At 45.8% G+C, this 18,806-nt stretch carries 20 protein-coding genes; 3 read left to right on the forward strand and 17 right to left on the reverse strand.

The window, feature by feature from the left end:
- Positions 1-3 precede the first annotated feature (3 nt).
- Positions 4-372 carry a DMT family protein gene (locus tag CIK90_RS12890; protein WP_094390414.1) on the forward strand — a complete coding sequence of 123 codons (369 nt, stop codon included), beginning with the start codon at positions 4-6 and terminating at the stop codon, positions 370-372.
- A 1,274-nt stretch (positions 373-1,646) separates the two neighbouring features.
- Here the strand turns inward: CIK90_RS12890 and rsxA are convergent.
- The 7 genes from rsxA to CIK90_RS12925 are packed head-to-tail and all read right to left on the reverse strand — an operon-like array spanning position 1,647 to position 7,260.
- A complete protein-coding gene (rsxA, locus tag CIK90_RS12895; RefSeq protein ID WP_094465740.1) occupies positions 1,647-2,249 on the reverse strand; it encodes an electron transport complex subunit RsxA in 603 nt (200 codons plus the stop codon).
- A 4-nt stretch (positions 2,250-2,253) separates the two neighbouring features.
- Positions 2,254-2,838 (reverse strand): electron transport complex subunit RsxE, encoded by a 585-nt coding sequence (gene rsxE / locus CIK90_RS12900; RefSeq protein ID WP_094390411.1) that lies wholly within the window; start codon positions 2,836-2,838, stop codon positions 2,254-2,256.
- A 6-nt stretch (positions 2,839-2,844) separates the two neighbouring features.
- The gene (locus CIK90_RS12905; RefSeq protein ID WP_094446466.1) at positions 2,845-3,492 is read right to left on the reverse strand and encodes an RnfABCDGE type electron transport complex subunit G; all 648 of its coding nucleotides are present in this window, start codon (positions 3,490-3,492) and stop codon (positions 2,845-2,847) included.
- Complete coding sequence (locus tag CIK90_RS12910) at positions 3,489-4,481, reverse strand: RnfABCDGE type electron transport complex subunit D (RefSeq protein ID WP_094390409.1); 993 nt, start codon at positions 4,479-4,481, stop codon at positions 3,489-3,491. The genes CIK90_RS12905 and CIK90_RS12910 overlap by 4 nt, the downstream gene beginning before the upstream one ends.
- Positions 4,482-4,522: 41 nt before the next feature.
- A complete protein-coding gene (gene rsxC, locus CIK90_RS12915) occupies positions 4,523-5,890 on the reverse strand; it encodes an electron transport complex subunit RsxC (RefSeq protein WP_094446465.1) in 1,368 nt (455 codons plus the stop codon).
- A complete protein-coding gene (locus CIK90_RS12920; RefSeq protein ID WP_094465742.1) occupies positions 5,887-6,819 on the reverse strand; it encodes a Fe-S cluster domain-containing protein in 933 nt (310 codons plus the stop codon). Before CIK90_RS12920 ends, rsxC begins: the two co-directional genes overlap by 4 nt.
- A 24-nt stretch (positions 6,820-6,843) precedes the next feature.
- Positions 6,844-7,260 (reverse strand): SoxR reducing system RseC family protein, encoded by a 417-nt coding sequence (locus tag CIK90_RS12925; RefSeq protein WP_094439651.1) that lies wholly within the window; start codon positions 7,258-7,260, stop codon positions 6,844-6,846.
- A gap of 150 nt (positions 7,261-7,410) precedes the next feature.
- Here CIK90_RS12925 and CIK90_RS12930 point away from each other — a divergent pair, with 150 nt between their 5' ends.
- Entirely contained in the window at positions 7,411-7,848 is a 438-nt protein-coding gene (locus tag CIK90_RS12930) for a hypothetical protein (RefSeq protein ID WP_094390405.1), read from the forward strand.
- Positions 7,849-7,863: 15 nt separating this feature from the next.
- On the opposite strand, the gene CIK90_RS12935 is transcribed toward CIK90_RS12930, so the two are convergent.
- A complete protein-coding gene (locus CIK90_RS12935; protein WP_094390404.1) occupies positions 7,864-8,769 on the reverse strand; it encodes a glucosaminidase domain-containing protein in 906 nt (301 codons plus the stop codon).
- 73 nt (positions 8,770-8,842) lie between these two features.
- Here CIK90_RS12935 and CIK90_RS12940 point away from each other — a divergent pair, with 73 nt between their 5' ends.
- A complete protein-coding gene (locus tag CIK90_RS12940; RefSeq protein ID WP_094390403.1) occupies positions 8,843-9,316 on the forward strand; it encodes a cytidine deaminase in 474 nt (157 codons plus the stop codon).
- 35 nt (positions 9,317-9,351) lie between these two features.
- Here the strand turns inward: CIK90_RS12940 and CIK90_RS12945 are convergent, their stop codons facing one another.
- The 9 genes from CIK90_RS12945 to CIK90_RS12985 all read right to left on the reverse strand — a co-directional run bounded on the left by CIK90_RS12945 (position 9,352) and on the right by CIK90_RS12985 (position 18,583).
- Positions 9,352-10,647: a right-handed parallel beta-helix repeat-containing protein gene (locus tag CIK90_RS12945; protein ID WP_094465744.1), complete on the reverse strand. Its 1,296-nt coding sequence runs from the start codon at positions 10,645-10,647 to the stop codon at positions 9,352-9,354.
- Positions 10,648-10,746: 99 nt separating this feature from the next.
- Positions 10,747-11,304, reverse strand: coding sequence for an NADH peroxidase (locus tag CIK90_RS12950; protein ID WP_094390401.1), 558 nt, complete (start codon positions 11,302-11,304; stop codon positions 10,747-10,749).
- Between the two features lie 88 nt (positions 11,305-11,392).
- The gene (locus CIK90_RS12955; protein ID WP_254046361.1) at positions 11,393-12,316 is read right to left on the reverse strand and encodes a rhamnogalacturonan acetylesterase; all 924 of its coding nucleotides are present in this window, start codon (positions 12,314-12,316) and stop codon (positions 11,393-11,395) included.
- Positions 12,317-12,340: 24 nt separating this feature from the next.
- Positions 12,341-13,705 carry a histidine--tRNA ligase gene (hisS, locus tag CIK90_RS12960; protein ID WP_094390400.1) on the reverse strand — a complete coding sequence of 455 codons (1,365 nt, stop codon included), beginning with the start codon at positions 13,703-13,705 and terminating at the stop codon, positions 12,341-12,343.
- Positions 13,706-14,977: an adenylosuccinate synthase gene (locus tag CIK90_RS12965; RefSeq protein WP_094465746.1), complete on the reverse strand. Its 1,272-nt coding sequence runs from the start codon at positions 14,975-14,977 to the stop codon at positions 13,706-13,708.
- A gap of 9 nt (positions 14,978-14,986) precedes the next feature.
- Positions 14,987-15,472, reverse strand: coding sequence for a Fur family transcriptional regulator (locus tag CIK90_RS12970; protein ID WP_094390398.1), 486 nt, complete (start codon positions 15,470-15,472; stop codon positions 14,987-14,989).
- Positions 15,473-15,534: 62 nt separating this feature from the next.
- Positions 15,535-16,158 carry a DNA alkylation repair protein gene (locus CIK90_RS12975; protein WP_254046362.1) on the reverse strand — a complete coding sequence of 208 codons (624 nt, stop codon included), beginning with the start codon at positions 16,156-16,158 and terminating at the stop codon, positions 15,535-15,537.
- A 20-nt stretch (positions 16,159-16,178) separates the two neighbouring features.
- Positions 16,179-18,122, reverse strand: coding sequence for a dihydrofolate reductase (locus CIK90_RS12980; protein ID WP_094465748.1), 1,944 nt, complete (start codon positions 18,120-18,122; stop codon positions 16,179-16,181).
- Complete coding sequence (locus CIK90_RS12985) at positions 18,119-18,583, reverse strand: AraC family transcriptional regulator (protein WP_094390395.1); 465 nt, start codon at positions 18,581-18,583, stop codon at positions 18,119-18,121. Before CIK90_RS12985 ends, CIK90_RS12980 begins: the two co-directional genes overlap by 4 nt.
- Between the last annotated feature and the right edge of the window lie 223 nt (positions 18,584-18,806).

Genomic DNA, 18,806 nt, shown 5'->3' on the forward strand with positions numbered 1-18,806 from the left:
CGAATGAACGGAATATATACCGTATGTCTGTTGCTTTTAAGCAACATCTTCATGACGTTCGCATGGTATGGACATCTGCGATTACAGCAGACTGGAACAAGTAGCAATTGGCCTCTCATCGGGGTCATTGCTTTTTCTTGGGTCATAGCCTTCTTCGAGTATTGCTGTCAGGTACCTGCCAACCGCATTGGTTTCGAGGGTAACGGTGGGCCATTCTCGCTGGTACAGTTGAAGGTCATCCAAGAGTGTATCTCGCTGATTGTCTTCGCTGTGATTGCCAATGTGATGTTTCAAGGACAAGAGCTCCACTGGAACCATTGTCTGGCTTTCCTCTGTCTCATAGCCGCAGTCTATCTCGTATTCATGAAATGATTACACAACCAAACTAAAACCCGAAACTTCCGAACGTAAGGAACGAAGTTAAACTCGTTAGAGTTTGGGGCATGGTGAGAAACGAAGGATGAAATTGATTTGGATTTCGTCCTTCGTTTTTTTAATCACACACGCCTCACAAATATACTTTTGCATGTATAATATATTTACCATTTTATATTTCTCTTTTCATTACATTACATTTCGCAGAACTCCCTTACCTTAGTTTTATAAGAACAAAACCATGAATATCTTTGGGAAGATTTGCCTAATTAGAACAATAAAATTAGCTTTTCAAAAACTGTAATACTGTAATGCGACATTTTTAAGGTGTAAAAAAAAACATCTTCTCTTTTTATGGATACCAATCATCATTGATAGATCGATTAATGGTTCAAAGTTTCTATAGCAACAACAAGCATAGTGGATTGTGTTCAGGACCACAAAAAGGAAATGGGAAGAATAACGCTCGATTATCTCTATTTTGGGTTTAGACACGCATCTATGAGTGTTAAAAACTATTTACATATGACAAGCATAACAGCGTTACAATATAACAATATAACAGTTTTCGTTTAGCAAAAACTGCCGCAGAAAAGAGAAGAAGTCAATTTTTCAAAATATAACATATATAACTTATATATAAATATATATATATATATATATTATATATAAAATTTTGGCTCGAAATTTTGATTTTGGTTTTTCAAAACTGTTATATTGTTATATTGTAACGCTGTAACGCCATTTTTGCGTTTCACTGAAAAATGCCGTTTTTAGCTCTTTTCTTTACAGCGTCTAATTTCTCACCCATGATCTTACCACAGGTTCAAGCCCAATAAAGTATAGCACTCCACCTATCTGCCTTATATTCAGCAATATACAACAATCACCATGTTTAACGCTCCAAAATTATGCTTTGTAACGTATTGATACACATGTAAATGCAACAAGTTGGCGACATTTCCATCACAAGTTGGCGACAAGTGGAACAACCGATTGTTTTTCTTCATACCTTTGCACTGCGATTCAAGAGAGAATCACTCATCGCACTGAACATTCCGTCAGCACACAGACGTGGGCAACTCCTCAGTAAGTCACCAGTGAATCCGCATTAAATCCCAGAATCAGGCGGGCGACGATGGGACAAAATGGGAGGAACATGGGAACTGAAAAGGAGAAAAGCCAACGATGTAGGAATGAAAAGGTGCGAAAAAAATGGAGGCGTGACAATGACTTTGACACACCTCCCAGTATAATGAAAATCTGATAAATCAGTCGAGACCGAACAACAGTCGCAAGCCGCCGTCAACTCCAGAGAAGCCCATGAAGGCAAGACTCAACAGACCTGCTGACAACATGACGATAGCCATGCCACGCATACCCTTGGGGATGGATGAGAGTTCCATCTGCTCGCGCATTCCGGCAAACACGGTCAATGCCAAGCCAAAACCGAGGGCTGTAGAGAACGCATAGACTACCGACTGGAGCAATGAGAAGTCTTTCTGAATGACGAGGATTGCCACACCAAGTACTGCACAGTTGGTGGTGATAAGAGGCAGGAAAATACCTAATGCCTGATAGAGCGCTGGCGACACCTTCTTGAGAATAATCTCCACCATCTGCACCAGAGCGGCAATGACGAGGATGAAGGCTATGGTCTGAAGATAAGCCAAACCGAAGACGTTGAGCACATAATGCTGTACAAGCCAAGTAACGATGGTGGCGAGAGTCAGCACAAAGGCTACTGCGGCAGACATGCCGAGCGAGGTATCTACTTTCTTTGAAACGCCAAGAAACGGACAGATGCCGAGAAACTGTGACAACACGATGTTGTTCACAAAAATGGCGGAGATAAATATCAATATATATTCCATAACATTATGCCTTCTTTAGTTTGTTTACAATAGCCACAAGGAAACCGAGAGTGATGAAGGCTCCTGGAGGCAATACGAAAAGTAGGATATTGTAGGTCTCGGGCAAGAGTTGCAGACCAAATACGGAACCAGAGCCTAACAGTTCACGGCAAACGCCAAGCAGTGTCAGACCGATGGTGAAGCCCAGTCCGATGCCGATACCATCAAAAAGCGACGCTACGGGCGAGTTCTTTGCAGCAAAGGCTTCCGCTCTACCGAGGATGATACAGTTGACGACAATCAAGGGAATGAAGAGTCCGAGAGAGGCGTCGATTTCAGGCAGATAGGCCTTGATAATCATTTGGAGAATGGTAACAAACGCTGCAATCACTACAATGAAAACAGGGATGCGCACCATGTCGGGGGTGACTTTCTTGATGCAACTGATCACAAAATTGGTGCAGATGAGCACCGCCATGGTTGCCAGTCCCATTGACATACCGTTGATAGCGGAAGTGGTCGTGGCGAGTGTAGGACACATACCCAACATCAAGACGAAGGTTGGGTTTTCCTTCACGATTCCATTTTTTATTATACTCAGATAACTCATAACGTATTACTTTTCATTGGTTTGTTGAGTGGCTCCGGTCTGCGCATCGGCAGAGGCTCCATTCTGGATGTTCTTACTGTTCTGCATATAAGCGGAATAGGCATTGTTGACAGCCTTGAGGAAGGCACGACTTGTGATGGTAGAAGCTGTAATCGCATCCACATCACCACCATCCTTCGATACGGTGAGCGGGGTGATAGGGTTCTTACCAATGATGTTACCCTTTTCGCCCTTCTGGAACCACTTATCGGCCTTGGCGCCCAGTCCTGGGGTTTCAGCGTGTTCCAAGAGTGTATAGCCCAAGATAGTGCCAGCCTCGTCAAAGCCTACCAGTACCTTGAGGTCGCCACCGAAGCCACCTGTAGTACTCTCTACGGCAGCGCCATAGGGTTGACCGTTGTTTTCAATAGTGTAAATGACAAATAGCTGTTCCTTTCCCTTGCTATCAGTCTGAGACAAGGTATCGGTTTCAGCAACGACAAAATTGTCTATTCCCATGACCGCCTTGATACCGTCAGCGAGGGCTTTCTCTTTCTGTTGTGCTATGGGTTTACTCGTGATGTCGTTGACAGCAGCGAGAATGCCTCCCATGATGACCGTAACGGCTGTGAGCACGAGGGTCATATTGAGCAATGATGATTCTAATTTCTTCATTTGGCTACCTCCCCGAAACGTTTAGGTTTAACATAATTGTTGATGAGGGGTGTGAAGGCATTCATGATAAGAATGGCAAACGACATACCTTCAGGATAGGCGCCCCAGTTACGGATGATGACGGTTAGTGCACCGATTGCCACACCGTAGATGAGTTGTCCGCGATGAGTCATCGGCGAAGTCACATAGTCGGTAGCCATGAAGATGGCACCAAGCATCAGACCGCCACTGAGTACTACTGAAACGGGATCGGCATAGACAGGATTAACCACGTGCATCAATCCGGCAAGAACAAATACCGTGACGATAATGCTCACGGGAATGTGCCAAGTGATGATTTTCTTCCACAGCATATAAGCAAGTCCGAGCAGCAGGGCAAGGGCACAGATTTCACCCATGGCACCTGCTCCGTCAGGATGATTGCCGAGGAAGAGCGACAAGGAGTCTGGCAGACGGTCGAGCACAGAAGCATCACCACTCTTGATAGCCTGTTTCATGATAGACAGCGGTGTGGCGCCGGTCTCTGCATCGAGATAGGCAAAGGTCTGTCCTACCTTAGGCCATGTGGTCATCTGCGCAGGGAAAGCTACCAACAGGGCTGCACGTCCTACGAGTGCAGGATTGAACAGATTGTTACCCAGTCCTCCGAATGGCATTTTTGCAAAACCGATGGCGAAAAGGGCACCGATAATGATGATCCACAACGGAAGGTTGGACGGAAGGTTAAAGGCAAGGAGCAATCCGGTGAGCACGGCAGAACCGTCGCATACGGTGGTGCGCTCATTACGGAGCATGTATTTGTTTATGGCCCACTCGAAGAGTACACATGCTGCAACACTTGTTGCAGTCACGATGACCGATCCTATGCCGAAGAACCAAAACGAAGCCACCAAAGCAGGCAACAGGGCGATGATGACGCCATACATGTTGCGCTCGACGGTATCAGTTCCATGAGCATGGGGCGATAATGAAACGATGAGTTTTCCCATTGTATTTTCGATATTTATATTTTAAATAATGTGTCTTTTGATTATTTCTTGGCCTGACGGCTGCGGATGATTCCCATGACGGTCTGCTTACCCAAGCGGATGTTATCAAGCAGCGGACGATGGGCGGGACAGGTAAACTGGCACGATCCACATTCAATGCAGCTGACAATGTCTTCGGACTCGCAACGTTCCCAATTGCTCACAGCAGAAAGTTTGGCAAGCAGATAGGGTTCGAGGCCCATCGGACAAGCACTCACACACTTGGCGCATCGGATACAGGGCTGTGGTTCTTTACGTACAGCATCCTCACCAGAGAGGATGGTCACCGAGTTAGTACCCTTGCACACAGGAACATCTGTGGAGGTCATAGCTTTACCCATCATAGGACCGCCTGCGAGCACCTTAGAATCTTCTTCTGGCATTCCACCGCACACGGCAATGAGGTCTTTCATAGGCGTTCCCATACGCACCAGATAGTTGCCTGGCTGACGCAACTTCTTACCAGTCACGGTTGTGTAGCGTTCAAACAGAGGTTTGTGTTTCATCACTGCCTCATAGACAGCAAAGGCTGTTCCTACATTCTGCACAATGGCGCCAACATTGACGGGTATGGCAGGAGGTGCGGGCACCTGACGGTTGATAACAGCATCAACGAGCTGTTTCTCACCACCCTGTGGGTAGCGCTGCTTCAAGGGTACTACTTCTACCTCATAGGCAGAACCGCCAAACTTCTTGGCACACTTATCAGCAAGGAGTTCAATGGCCTGAGGCTTGTTGGTCTCAATACCAATATAACCACGGGTAACCTTGGCAGCCTTCATGAGCAGTTCGAGACCAACGAGAATCTCGTCTGATTTCTCAAGCATAAGACGATAGTCTGCGGTGATGTATGGTTCACACTCCACTGCGTTGATAATGACACACTCAGCCTTGGCTGTGGGAGGCGGACAAAGCTTAATAAAGGTAGGGAATCCTGCACCACCCATTCCAGTGACGCCAGCCACCTTGATGCGATTGACAATCTCTTCTGGGGTGAGTTCGGGATGTTCCTCTACGGTTTCGAGTTTGTTAGAGCGGTCGATACTCTCCTCCCACTCGTCACCATCTACATTGATGATGATGGCAGGTTTACGGTAACCAGTAGCATCTACGGCAGTGTCAATTTTCAACACGGTACCGCTTACCGATGAATAAATAGGTGCTGAGACGAAACCGCCTGCTTCAGCAATCATCGTGCCGACCTTCACCTTGTCGCCTTTGGCAACAACAGGTTTGGCAGGAGCACCAATATGTTGCGAGAGTGGGAAAATAGCTTGAACCGGTAATGCTGCTACCTGAGTTGTCGCATCGTTGCTGAGTTTGTTTTCCTCTGGATGTATTCCTCCTATACTGAATGTTCTGATTTTCATGCTTGTTCCTCCTCTTGTTTGGTTGTCGTACTGGCCTTTGACTGTGCGACAGGTTTCACTGCCGAAGGAGTAGCTTCAGTCTGCACCTCTGCCTTAGGTTTAGGGGCAGGGAAATTAACAGCCTTGATGGCGTGTGTAGGACACACTGCCACGCACTTGCGGCACAGACGACACTTGGTATAATCAATATACGATACGTTGTTCTCTACAGTAATGGCGCCAAAAGGACACTCCTTGGCACACTTGCCACAGCCTATGCAGGCAGCCTTACAGGCCTTCATGGCAACGGCACCCTTGTCTTTGTTGACACACTCCACATAGACGCGACGGCCCTTAACACCTTTCTTGCGCAACTCAATGACGTGGCGCGGACAAGCCTTGGCACAGGCTCCACAAGCTGTACAGCGGTCTTCATCCACTTCTGGAAGACCTGTTTCGGGATTCATGTGGATCGCGTCAAACTGGCAAGCAGACACACAGTCGCCACAACCGAGACAGCCGAAGCCGCAACCGGTCTCACCGGCTCCACAGGCATTCATTGCCGCACAACTGCGAAGGCCGTCATAGGACACAACCTTCTGGCGTAACTCGCAAGTACCGCCACAGCGAACTACTGCCACCATAGGGTCGCCATTGGCAATGGCCATTCCCAAAAGGTCTGCCACCTTGCCCATCACTTCCTGTCCACCAACGGGACAGCTGATGCCGTCGAGACTTCCTGCATCAGCACCTTTGACCAGAGCATCGGCCAAGGCACTACATCCGGCAAAGCCGCAACCACCACAGTTAGCACCGGGCAACAATGCTGCAACCTGCGAGATACGAGGATCCTCATAGACAGCGAATTTCTTCGAGCAGACATACAATACCAAGGCCGCCACCAAACCGATAGCGCCCAATACTGCCACTGCAATCATCATAAAATTCATAATAGCTTTTTTATTTGTTTTAGTTTAATGCTTTTCTATTCCGAAAGTCAACTGCCGGCGCATACGATGGCGCAACAGATAGAGTACACCATAATAAGGCAACAGCGACAGCAAAGATGCTACAGCTGCAATACCCTCATGACCAACAGTCTCCATCAACACAATCAGCACAGTCACCATCAATACAAAGGGTATGGCAAAAGCCCATAACAACGCACGCGATGCTACAGCAGCAGTGGCCCACACCACTACACTGTCACCCTTTTCAAAGGACGATGCAGAAGAGGTGAACACTTCTATCATTTTCTCCTTAGATTCAGAGGCATGGCAGAAAGAGGCTGCCTGACAAGCTGCACACGCAGAAGTCTGCATGATACGCACCTTTACAGCGTGTGGACCAACACTTTCCACAACACCTTCGTGACGGATTCTTTTTTCCATTGAATTGCAATCTCGACTTTACAATGCAAAGATACTATAAAAATGCGAAATATATAACACGTCAGAAGAAATATTTTTATTTTTCTTCGTAATCGTTTGCAATTATCGGTACTTTTTCTTACTTTTGTACCATATAACATAAATATGACTATGAAAGCAAACGAGCAAACCCTACAACAGATTGAAAGGGCAATCAGAAAAGTGGCGGATAAATTTCCACCAGTTGAAGAACCCACCGTACTGACAGACATCCACTTACGCGTCAATCAAGAGACGGGCGAGCTGTTGGCATTTGATGATGACGACAACGAAATCACTCGTTGTGTAGTGGAACAATGGATAGATAACAAGGATGATAATTTCTACGATGAGGTGACGGCAGCATTGCGCAAGACCATTGCCAGCAAACGAGAAATGGTCAACCAAATGTCTATACTCAAGCCCTACTCTTTCGTACTGGAAGACGAAGAACGAGAGAATATTGCAGAACTCTACGTGGTAGATGACGACACCGTCATTATCGACAAGGAACTCATGGAAGGGCTGGACAAAGACCTAAACGACTTTCTCAACCAACTACTGGCGTAAGCCGCATCCACCTGCCTAACGCAGGTAAAGGCGGTCGCCCACTTCCAACTGGTAATCGGCAGGAAGATGATTGAGTTTATAGAGATACTTCAGACGGATTCCATACTTCTGGGAAATGGAATACATCGACTCACCCGGACGTACATAGTGCGCCCGGTTTTTATATTCTTTCGGTGCGTTACGACGCTTCTTTTGCAACCACACATAAGTGCCTTCCTCTAATTCTGCACCAACATAAAGTTCGTTGAAAGATGCTAACTTACGCGCAGAAACACCAACTTCCTTACCAATCAACGCAAACGTATCTCCTTTTTTAGCAACAACATAATAGTTTTTATTAAAGGAATGAATAGTATGCATCAATGAAGTAGGCTGATGGGTTTGATACTCATTATAACGGTTGTATTTGCGTGCTTCGTCGTACTGATAGAGTTTGTATAACTGGATGATATCTATCAGTTGAGCGGCGTAACGCGGATTGGTGGCATAGCCACACGACTTTAAGCCATGGGCCCAACCCTTGTAGTCTTTCAGGTTGAGTCGGAACAAGGAACTGTAACGGCGACTACTCACCAAAAAGACAGAATGGTCCTCATAACTGTCATAAACATTGTCATAAGCACGGAAACATTCATTGCGCTCATCATCATCGTGATAAGTGGTACGACCAGTCCAACCGTGACACTTAATGCCAAAATGGTTATTACCCTTACGAGCCAATTCACTATAACCTGCACCCGACTCCAACACTCCTTGTGCCAGCGTGATACTGGCGGGAATGCGATGTTTCTTCATCTGTTCGATGGCGAGATCCTTGTAGCGGTCGAAATATTCCTGATAGCGTGTGTTCCACTTGATCTGTGCCACAGACGTAAACGGCAACAGCAACAAGAGAGCCACTCCAATGCTTATTCGTCTCATGTGTGTTATTTTTCCTAATTCTGTTGCAAAAATAAAGAAAAAATATTATATTTGCAACAAAATCCTATACATTATGAAAAAGATAACCTTGAATATTGACATTCAACTCGCTCAAATTGACGAATTGCCTGAAGAGGACCAGCAACTCGTCAAGATGGCGATAGAACAGACAGAGCATTCATACTCACCATATTCGCATTTCTCAGTTGGTGCTGCGCTACGGTTGGAGAACGGCATGACGGTGAGAGGATGCAATCAAGAAAATGCCGCCTTCTCTGTCACCATCTGTGCAGAACGATCGGCGCTGTTTGCTGCGGGGGCAGCCTTCCCCGATCAAGCCGTCACCACACTTGCCATTGCTGCAAGAAAAGAAAACCACGAACTATTGGAAGAACCAATCAGTCCATGTGGCACTTGCCGGCAAGCCATCATCGAGACGGAGACTCGCTTCAAACGCCCAGTCAGAATTTTGCTTTATGGTAAAAAACACATCTATGTGTTTGACAGCATCAAAGCATTAATGCCGTTATCATTTACTGAATACTAAACACCATGATGCCGCACGACACGAGAAAAATGGTATTAAGGTTCTGAACTTGTTGTTTTCTCACGAATGTCACCAATGCCGAGTTGATAGGCTGGCGAAGTGGGCAACAACGAAAAATCATAACTTTGAATAGTTTCATCCACAAGGCGGAAATGTGACTTTCCGCCTTTTTCGTCATCCGTCGCCTCCCATACTATATCAGTAAAGGTATCGCCCATCAAAGGTTGATCACTACGAATCATGCAATGGGAGAAATGAAGATCGGAACTTTCTGCACTAAATACTAAATCATCGTATCCTGTCATCAGCGAATGGGTGCAGGCTACAGAAGCTTTGATGGTTCGGAAGGCCTCACCACGATCAGCCGAGAAGGGATAGAACTGTGCAAAAGTACAATGGTCAGCTGTCACACTCCCACCCTTTGCCTCTAAACAGCATCCGCCAGCATTGGTCAGCCGGCAATGAGTCAAGGCGAGATGTGCTCCTTCTGAAAAGATACCTGATGCACTGCTGTTGTGAACAGATGTGCGCAAGAGTGTGGCTTGCGCATTCGAACCTAACTGGAGCGCATCGGTGGCATTGCGAATCACACAGTCGGTCCATTCACCTTTGGCATTGGGTGCCAAGACAATACCTTTCCATTGTCCGCTAACACGGTCGTAGGGCAAATCATCAAACATGGCATCGAGGCGGTCACCACGAAACAGGCATTCTGAAGCTTGAAGACTGCCTTCCACGTCAATGCCAGCACCATCATGAAAGAAAAGTTGCGCAGACCGAAGCGTCAGCTTGGCTCCCGTTGCAATATGCAATCCTTTCCGTATAATGATAGGACACGGACTATCCAGCGTAACATTTCCGTTAACATCCCACTGGTCGTGAATGTCAGCATCCCACTGATGAGCCCGCAAAGGAACCTTCTGTTGCTTTCCATGGGAAAGGTTGAACACCAGACAGTCGCCAATGGGTTGCACATCTGTTTGTCCACACTTGGGTGCGGTAAGTTCTACAAATACACAAAGGGAGTCACCCTTGCGGACTTCTACCCCATTTAGCTCCCCGTCAAGATATTCGCCATCAACATTGACGCGAAATCCCTGTGTGCCCTTTTCAAGGGCGACACGATTTATAAGAAGAGAGGCGTCACAACGGTTATAGACCCAAAAAGAATAGGTAGATGAAGGAATAGTACTGAACACCGTGTCCATCTTCAGAGTGTCAACGGAAAATGTCAACACATCAGTATTGGTAGTCGAATACTTCTCTTCATCGGAGCAAGCAGCAACCATCATAGCAAGGGTTATACAGAAAATAAATATCCGTTTCATCATTAGACAAAACGGATATTCATTATGTTTATTGTTATCCACAGCTAAAAATAATTTGTTGCCATGGAATCTTCCAAACTTTTGGCAAGTCAGATGGAAATCTTATTTGCCAAAATATCTCTTCAGCAGTCCTGCGAAGCCTGCACCATGGCGAGCCTCATCTTTAGCCATTTCGTGTACGGTATCGTGGATAGCGTCAAAACCAGCTACCTTAGCATTCTTGGCAATACGGAACTTGTCCTCACAAGCTCCAGCCTCTGCAGCTGCACGCTTCTCCAGATTGGTCTTGGTATCCCAAACACACTCTCCAAGGAGCTCTGCAAACTTAGCAGCATGCTCAGCCTCTTCGAAAGCATAACGCTTGAAAGCCTCAGCAATTTCGGGATAGCCTTCACGGTCTGCCTGACGAGACATGGCAAGATACATTCCCACTTCTCCACACTCACCATTGAAATGGTTGCGCAGGTCTTGAATCATCTCTTCGCTCACACCTTCGGGTTTTCCATCTCCAATCTTATGAACTGTGGCATAAGTCATTTCTGCATCGTCTTTCAGTTCGGTAAACTTAGATGCAGGAGCCTTACAGATGGGGCACTTTTCAGGGGCAGCGTCGCCTTCGTAGATATATCCACAAACGGCACAAATAAACTTTTTCTTCATATTAGTATTCGTTTAGTTTTTTATTTGATTCAATGGCAAAGATACACATAAAAATTAAATCCCGCAAGAATATGCAGGATTTTATTTTTTAGTGTTTCGTTTTTTCCAAATTACATACATCGCCAGACGTACGGTAACGCGACAAGAGGGGAATCTCTTTGCAGAGTGCATCTGCCAGTCGCTGGGCTACCATGTGGGCACCATAGATATTGTAATGGGTGTTGTCCTGCCTACCTTGAGGGATGGCTGGATGTTCACCTGGCGCGTAAATCATGTGCAGTTTCTTAGAACCTTCCTCACCCAACGAATCTTCAAGCAGGTGGGTAATGCGGTTAGCATCTACGAAATGGACATTCATACGCTGCGCAACATCACGTGGTGCAACGATATAGAGACCATGAGTATCTACAAGTACGTGAGGGAGTTCGACGGCAGTTTTCTTCTTCTTGCGTTTAGCTTTCGCTGCGGAGGTAACCTTTCCTGTAGCCACCGTATTGCGCAGATTCTCATCGTCGATTTTCTGTCCAACAGGTTTTGCAGTCTGAGCCTGATCGGCAGGAAGCCAATTGCGTCGTACTACTGCATTCATCAGAATGGGGATTCCCCCTTTTTCACGCGTTTCTCTTACAAACTTTGCCAAGTTGTAATCGAAAGTAGAGCCTGGGTCTGTATGACGGTCGGCCTTAGGTTTCTCGTCGTTGTGACCAAATTGGATAATGACGTAGTCTCCTGGTTTGAGGAGCGACAATACTTTATCCCAGCGTTTCTCGTTGATAAAGCTCTTAGAAGAACGTCCGTTGACAGCATGGTTATCAACTCGTACAAAGGTAGAATCAAAATAACATTGCAGAGCCATTCCCCACCCTCTTTCTGGTGACCCTGTAGAAAGGTCTTTCTGTGCAGCCGTTGAATCACCTATGATAAATATGGTGGTCACATGGTCGGCTTGGAAGGCACATACCACGCAAAACATGACGGCAAGCATAAACCAACGTCCAATCTTTTTCATCATTCAACTTTTTTATCGGATTGACGTTCAAGCCTTAACGATAGTCACCAGTTCATCACCAGAAACCATCTGCTGTTCGCCTGTTATCATGTTCTTCAACGTCACCTTACCTTCGTTCATCTCGTTTTCTCCTGCAAGGACAACAAACGGAATCTGCTTGGCATTGGCATAGTTCATCTGCTTCTTCATCTTGGCAGCATCAGGAAACATTTCGGTACGAATACCTGCCTGACGAGCCTTAGTGACGAGGGGCAGACAATAGGCTGTTTCCTTTTCACCGAAATTGATGAAGAGGAGTTGTGTAGCGTTAATGGAATCTTTTGGATAGAGATCGAGTGTGTTGAGGACATCATAGATGCGGTCTGCTCCAAACGATATGCCGACACCGCTAAGTCCTGGCATTCCGAAGATGCCAGTAAGGTTATCGTAGCGTCCACCACCTGTAATACTACCAATCTGCACATCGAGAGCTTTGACTTCGAAGATGGCACCGGTATAATAGTTCAGGCCACGGGCAAGTGTCAGATCGAGCTGGATTTCATTGTTCAGTCCGATTGTTTTGAGCGTTTCAAGAATATAGCGAGTTTCCTCTACACCTTTCAATCCTGTTTCGCTCTCAGCCAGAACACCAGCGATGGTATTGAGCTTCTCATCATTACTTCCTGTCAAGGAGATAATAGGTTGCAACTTTTCTATCTGTGCGTCGCTGAGTCCGTCTTGACGGAGTTCCTCATTCACATTGTCAATACCGATCTTGTCGAGTTTGTCGATGGCAACGGTAATGTCAACAATCTTATCGGCAGCACCGATTACTTCAGCAATTCCCGTGAGAATCTTACGGTTGTTGATCTTAATCTGAACACGGATACCGAAACGGCTGAATACAGTATCTACGATCTGCATCAGTTCCACCTCGTTGAGCAAAGAGTCGGAACCCACCACATCAGCATCACATTGATAGAACTCACGATAACGGCCCTTCTGGGGACGGTCTGCGCGCCAAACGGGTTGAATCTGATAGCGCTTGAAAGGAAGTTGAAGTTCGTCGCGATGCATCACAACGTAACGTGCGAAAGGCACGGTAAGATCGTACCTCAATCCCTTTTCACACATTTTCGATGCCAAGTGGAGTGCATTACGCTCTGCGAGTTCTTCATCGCTTACCTTTGACAGGCAGTCACCACTATTCAGCACTTTGAAAAGCAGTTTGTCGCCCTCTTCGCCATATTTCCCCATGAGTGTTTGCAGCGTTTCCATGGCAGGGGTTTCAATCTGCTGGAATCCATAAAGTGCATAGACCTCACGGATGGTGTTGAAGATATAATTGCGCTTAGCCATCTCTATGGGAGAGAAGTCGCGCGTTCCCTTAGGAATATTTGGTTTCTGTGCCATTTATTTTCTTACGATGGTTTGTGCTCGGTCTGGACCGATTGAGATAATCTGAATGGGAGTCTCAAGTTGGGCTTCCAGGAATTTGATATAATCGTTGAATGCTTGTGGGAACTGCTCTTCGCTGGTAAACTGAGTCATGTCGGTTTTCCATCCTGGAAGTTCCTCATAGACCGGTTCAATATTTTCCTCAATATTATAGGGGAAATAGTCAATCTGCTGTCCATTCTGCTTATAGGCAACGCAAGCCTTGATGGTGTCAAATCCGTCGAGTACATCACTCTTCATCATGATAAGTTTAGTAACACCATTGACCATGATAGCATATTTCAAGGCAACAAGGTCAATCCATCCACAGCGGCGTTCACGACCGGTCACAGCACCATATTCGTGACCGAGGTCACGGATGCGCTTACCTGTTTCGTCAAAGAGTTCTGTGGGGAATGGTCCTGCTCCGACACGTGTGCAGTATGCTTTCATGATTCCATATACATCTCCTATTTTGTTAGGACCGATACCGAGTCCGGTGCATGCTCCAGCACAAATGGTGTTAGAAGAAGTCACAAAGGGGTATGAGCCGAAATCCACATCAAGCATAGTGCCTTGAGCGCCTTCACAAAGTACGCTCTTGCCGCTCTTCAGCAGGTTGTTGATTTCATGTTCAGAATCGACGATATGGAACTGGCGAAGATAATCTATACCTTCCAGCCATTTCTTTTCCACTTCAGTAATGTCGTACTCGAAGTTCAAAGAACGGAGGATGGCTTCGTGGCGTGCCTTGCAAGCAGCATATTTCTCTTCAAAGTTTTCAAGGATGTCGCCTACACGGAGACCGTTACGTGATACTTTATCAGTATAGGTCGGTCCAATTCCCTTTCCTGTGGTTCCTACCTTATTCTTACCCTTTGCAGCCTCATAAGCGGCATCAAGAACACGGTGTGTGGGCATGATGAGGTGAGCCTTCTTAGAAATATGAAGACGATTTTTCAGTTCATGACCACTGGCTTCAAGCGCCTTGGCTTCTTCCATGAACAAGTCTGGAGCGAGCACTACGCCATTGCCGATGATATTCACCTTTCCACCCTGGAAGATACCGGAGGGGATGCTGCGTAGCACATACTTCTGACCTTCGAACTCCAGCGTGTGACCAGCATTAGGACCACCTTGGAAACGTGCCACTACATCGTACTGTGGGGTCAATACATCGACCACCTTACCTTTACCTTCATCGCCCCACTGCAAACCAAGCAGGACGTCAACATTACCTTGATTCATTGTTTCGGATTATTTTGATTCTTTATTTTCTTGTTTTTTCTTCTCCATCGTTAGTTTGGCCTGACAACTGCTACACACACCATAGATATATAATGTGTAACTGTCTTTTTTGAACCGTCGCAGCCGCATGGATTCGACTGCCTTCACGAGCGCTGTCGCCTTCACATCAGTCACTTTTCCACACAGGGTGCAAATCTGAAAGAACTGTCCACCTTTGTTGTATGCGGCACTATAAGTTACCTGTTTTTGGAAATGATGTTCTATTATAAGTCGCAGTTTGAGAAATAGCTTGATAGTATTGTAGAGTGTTGCCCTACTAACTGGGAATCTACGTTCTTCTGCGAGTCGTTTTCCAAGTTCATCGAGTGTGAAATATCCGTTCATAGCATAGACAGTTTCCAGAATAGCATATCGCTCAGGAGTCTTACGCCTGTTGTTCTGTGCCAGATAATTGTCTAAGATCTGCGTTACCGTTTCTTTCACGTTCTCTTTCATGACAGTTGCAGTTTAAAACCGCACAAAGTTACGACATTTTATCGAGATTATGCCTATATCGTTTAAAAAATGTCTATTTCTATTTGTTTTAATGCACTTTTGGCCAATCTTTCATAGACAAGTCCAAGGTCGGCAAAACGCGTCATCGTCTGAAGGGCAGCCTTCTTAACCGCCAGATTGTCACCTTGCAGGGCTACAAGTGCTTGGTCTATAAACTCGTTAATACCTCTTTCGTTAGGTTCTTGTCCCTTCATAAAAAGGCGGGTGAGCACATGGAAGCCACACAACTGGTAGAGTGGTTGTGGAGAGGCAATCCACTGGTAGGCTTTCTGTGCAGCAAATGGCAGATGCTGATAGAGGTTGAATGTGGCTTGTTCAGCAATTTCCTGGGTATGGGTCTGTTCCATCCAGATATCCACCACTTCAGCACATATTTCATCGGGAGGCATCAGCATGGTAGCTAAGATTTTACATTCCCTCACGTCAGCTTTCCACAATTCAATGGCGAGGTCGTAATCCTGTCCTATTTCTGCGGCCTTTTCTTTCAGCATAAGGATTGACGCTCCCCAATTGAGTTTATAGTCAGAGCCTTTGTCGCGCATCGACTGGGAAGTCTGTCCGTCCATAATCAATCGGAACGACTGTTTGATTTCGCGAACTTTATCTATTACTTGTTGTTTTTCCACTTGTCTTTATTTTGATGAACTCATATCAGCGTACCGTAGTCACTACTGTATCGTAGCATCTGTTGGGCGTAGCTTTCACTATAGTCAATCTCAATATGATCTATCTCCCCGTCAGCCCCTAACACAGGGTTGAGTATGGGATTGATGAATCCTTTATAAGGGGCCAACCCCAGTTGCTGGTAACGTTCGAGTATTTCACGATGAAGTGTGGGTTCGACTTTCACACCATATTGCTCCACCAATTGTCTGGCTGCCTCATAATCGCCCTCGCTCTTGATGCGTTGTACTTCGGCAAGCAGTTGTGCGAAAAGTTGGCGAAGCTGTGGGTAATCGGTGATACGTACGTATGTTTTTCCGTTGCACTTCTCAAGACTGATTGCATCGCCTTTCTCATAACACCACCTGGCTATGAGTGCCCTGTTGCGCATGTGAGCCTCTTCTATCTGCTGTCCGGGCTGGATACGGATGAGTTGCGTAAGCAGTCCGTTGAGCACATAACTGTAATACTGGGCTTTATAAGCCTCATCATCGGGAAGAAGCCCGAGCTCTATCAATTTCTTGTCGGCTATATAATAAAGTCCGAACAAGTCGGCGCGTGCTTCTTCTATAGTACTGCCGTAAGCCTTGAGTGCATCGGGATCTGTATGGGGTAAGAGTTGTCCACTCCCGTGTCCGAGACATTCATGAAGGTCTGTATGCAGTTCGTCGCAACGGTCTCCATACTTTTTGATGAGGTCAAGAGTTGCTTTGTCAACAACAAATTCCTCTTTGAATCCATTGCCCAGCGATGCTTTATTGTAAGCATCAGTAATATTGGTAATGGTAACACTCTTGCTGCCGTATTGTGCTCTAATCCAGTCGGCATTAGGTAGGTTGATGCCAATGGCGGTTGAGGGATATTCATCGCCGCCAAGCATGGCAGCACAGATAGCCTTTGCCATGACGCCTTTCACCTTCGGCTTGCGGAATTGCGGATCCACGGGCGAGTGATCTTCAAACCATTGTGCATTGTCGCTTATGAGTTTGGTGCGACGTGTGGCTTCCTTGTCTGTATATTCCACAATACCTTCCCATGAACCTTTCAGGCCGAGCGGATCGCCATAGACCTCAATAAATCCGTTGACATAGTCGATGTCGCCTTCGTGACATTTCACCCACTTGATACAGTAGTCGTTGAAATCTTGCAGATTACCACTCTTATAATACTGTATAAGGGCTGTTGTCACCTCTTCCTGCTGTGGGGTTTCTGCCACATCCTTGGCTTTTTCAAGCCAATAGACGATCTGTTTGATCGCCTTACCGTATTTCCCGTCAGCACACCATGTCTGCTCCTCTATTCCTTGTGGAGTTTTCACAAGAGTGGAATTAAGTCCAAAAGAAGGAGGTTGCTGACCTTTATAATCGCGTTTCTGCGCATGATAGAAGTCTTCCACTTCCGTCTGCGTCAAACCTTGGTAGTAGTTGCATGCTGAGGTTGTGACAAGGTCTGCACCGTCAGCCTGATTGACTCGTTTGGGCAGAATTTCAGGATTAAAAATCACGGGAAACAATTCATCGCACAACTGTCCGACCGTTTCCCCTTCACATAACGGCAAAGAGGTTAAATCTATCTGTTCCAAAACTTGACGCAAATAACATTCGTCAAATTCCGGAATCATTTTTTCTGTGCCGTAGTGGTGATAAATTCCGCTTGAAAACCACACCCGCTTGAGATAAACTTCCAAAGCCCGGAAATTATCATTATCGCGATCTATCCTATCGGAGGTATAGACAGCTTCCAGCATTTTGCGTATGCGAAGATTATATCGTCCAAACTGGTCGAATGTAATATCGCGTCCGTAGAGTGTAGCTTGCGAAAGATAATAGACATACAGCTGTTGACGCTTGCTGAGTTGCTCAAAACCATTCAGTCGGTAGCGCAACAGCTGTATGTCTGCGAAGTGTTCGTCTTCGTATTGGATCATTTCGACGATCTGTCTTTCTTCTGATTCTCCACTTTCTGAGAGGGGTGTTGTTCAAGGAACTTCACACGATACTCTCTTGGCGACATATTCATGATGCGATAGAAAGAGGCATAGAATGACTGACGGTTAGAGAATCCTACCATGTCGCTGATTTGCTCCATGGTGAGCTTCTGATAACGTCGGTCAACCATGAGTGACATGGCCTCATCGATTCTGTACTTGTTAACAAAGCAAGAGTAATTGGTATGGAACTTCACGTTGATGACTGCTGACACATAACGTGTGTTTGTTCCAAGGTCCATTGCCAGTTGTTTGGCAGAATACTCTTTGTCCTTGTACTTTTCCTGAATTACAATAATGCGAAGGATTTTTTCTTTCAGAGTGTCCATCATTTCAGGATTAACTAGGCTCCGATACTTCGCCTCGTGTTCTTTTTTTTCTGTGATATTATACTTAGCCATAACTGTAAATGTAATAGCGGTTATTATTTAGCTACAAAATTAGCATATTTTTTTCAGACAGCACAACTTTTTTCATAAATATTTCACAACTTTGTGCAATTTTTAAGATTTTACATCAAATCCCTTTTTCACAACAAGCGCGTGAATCGCCAGTCTTTAAAAACATACTATATTATTATTCAGATACTTATATCGTTTTTAATGAAGCAAAAACCTGTTGGTC

The organism is Prevotella sp. P5-126 (genome assembly GCF_002251185.1).
Lineage (GTDB): Bacteria > Bacteroidota > Bacteroidia > Bacteroidales > Bacteroidaceae > Prevotella.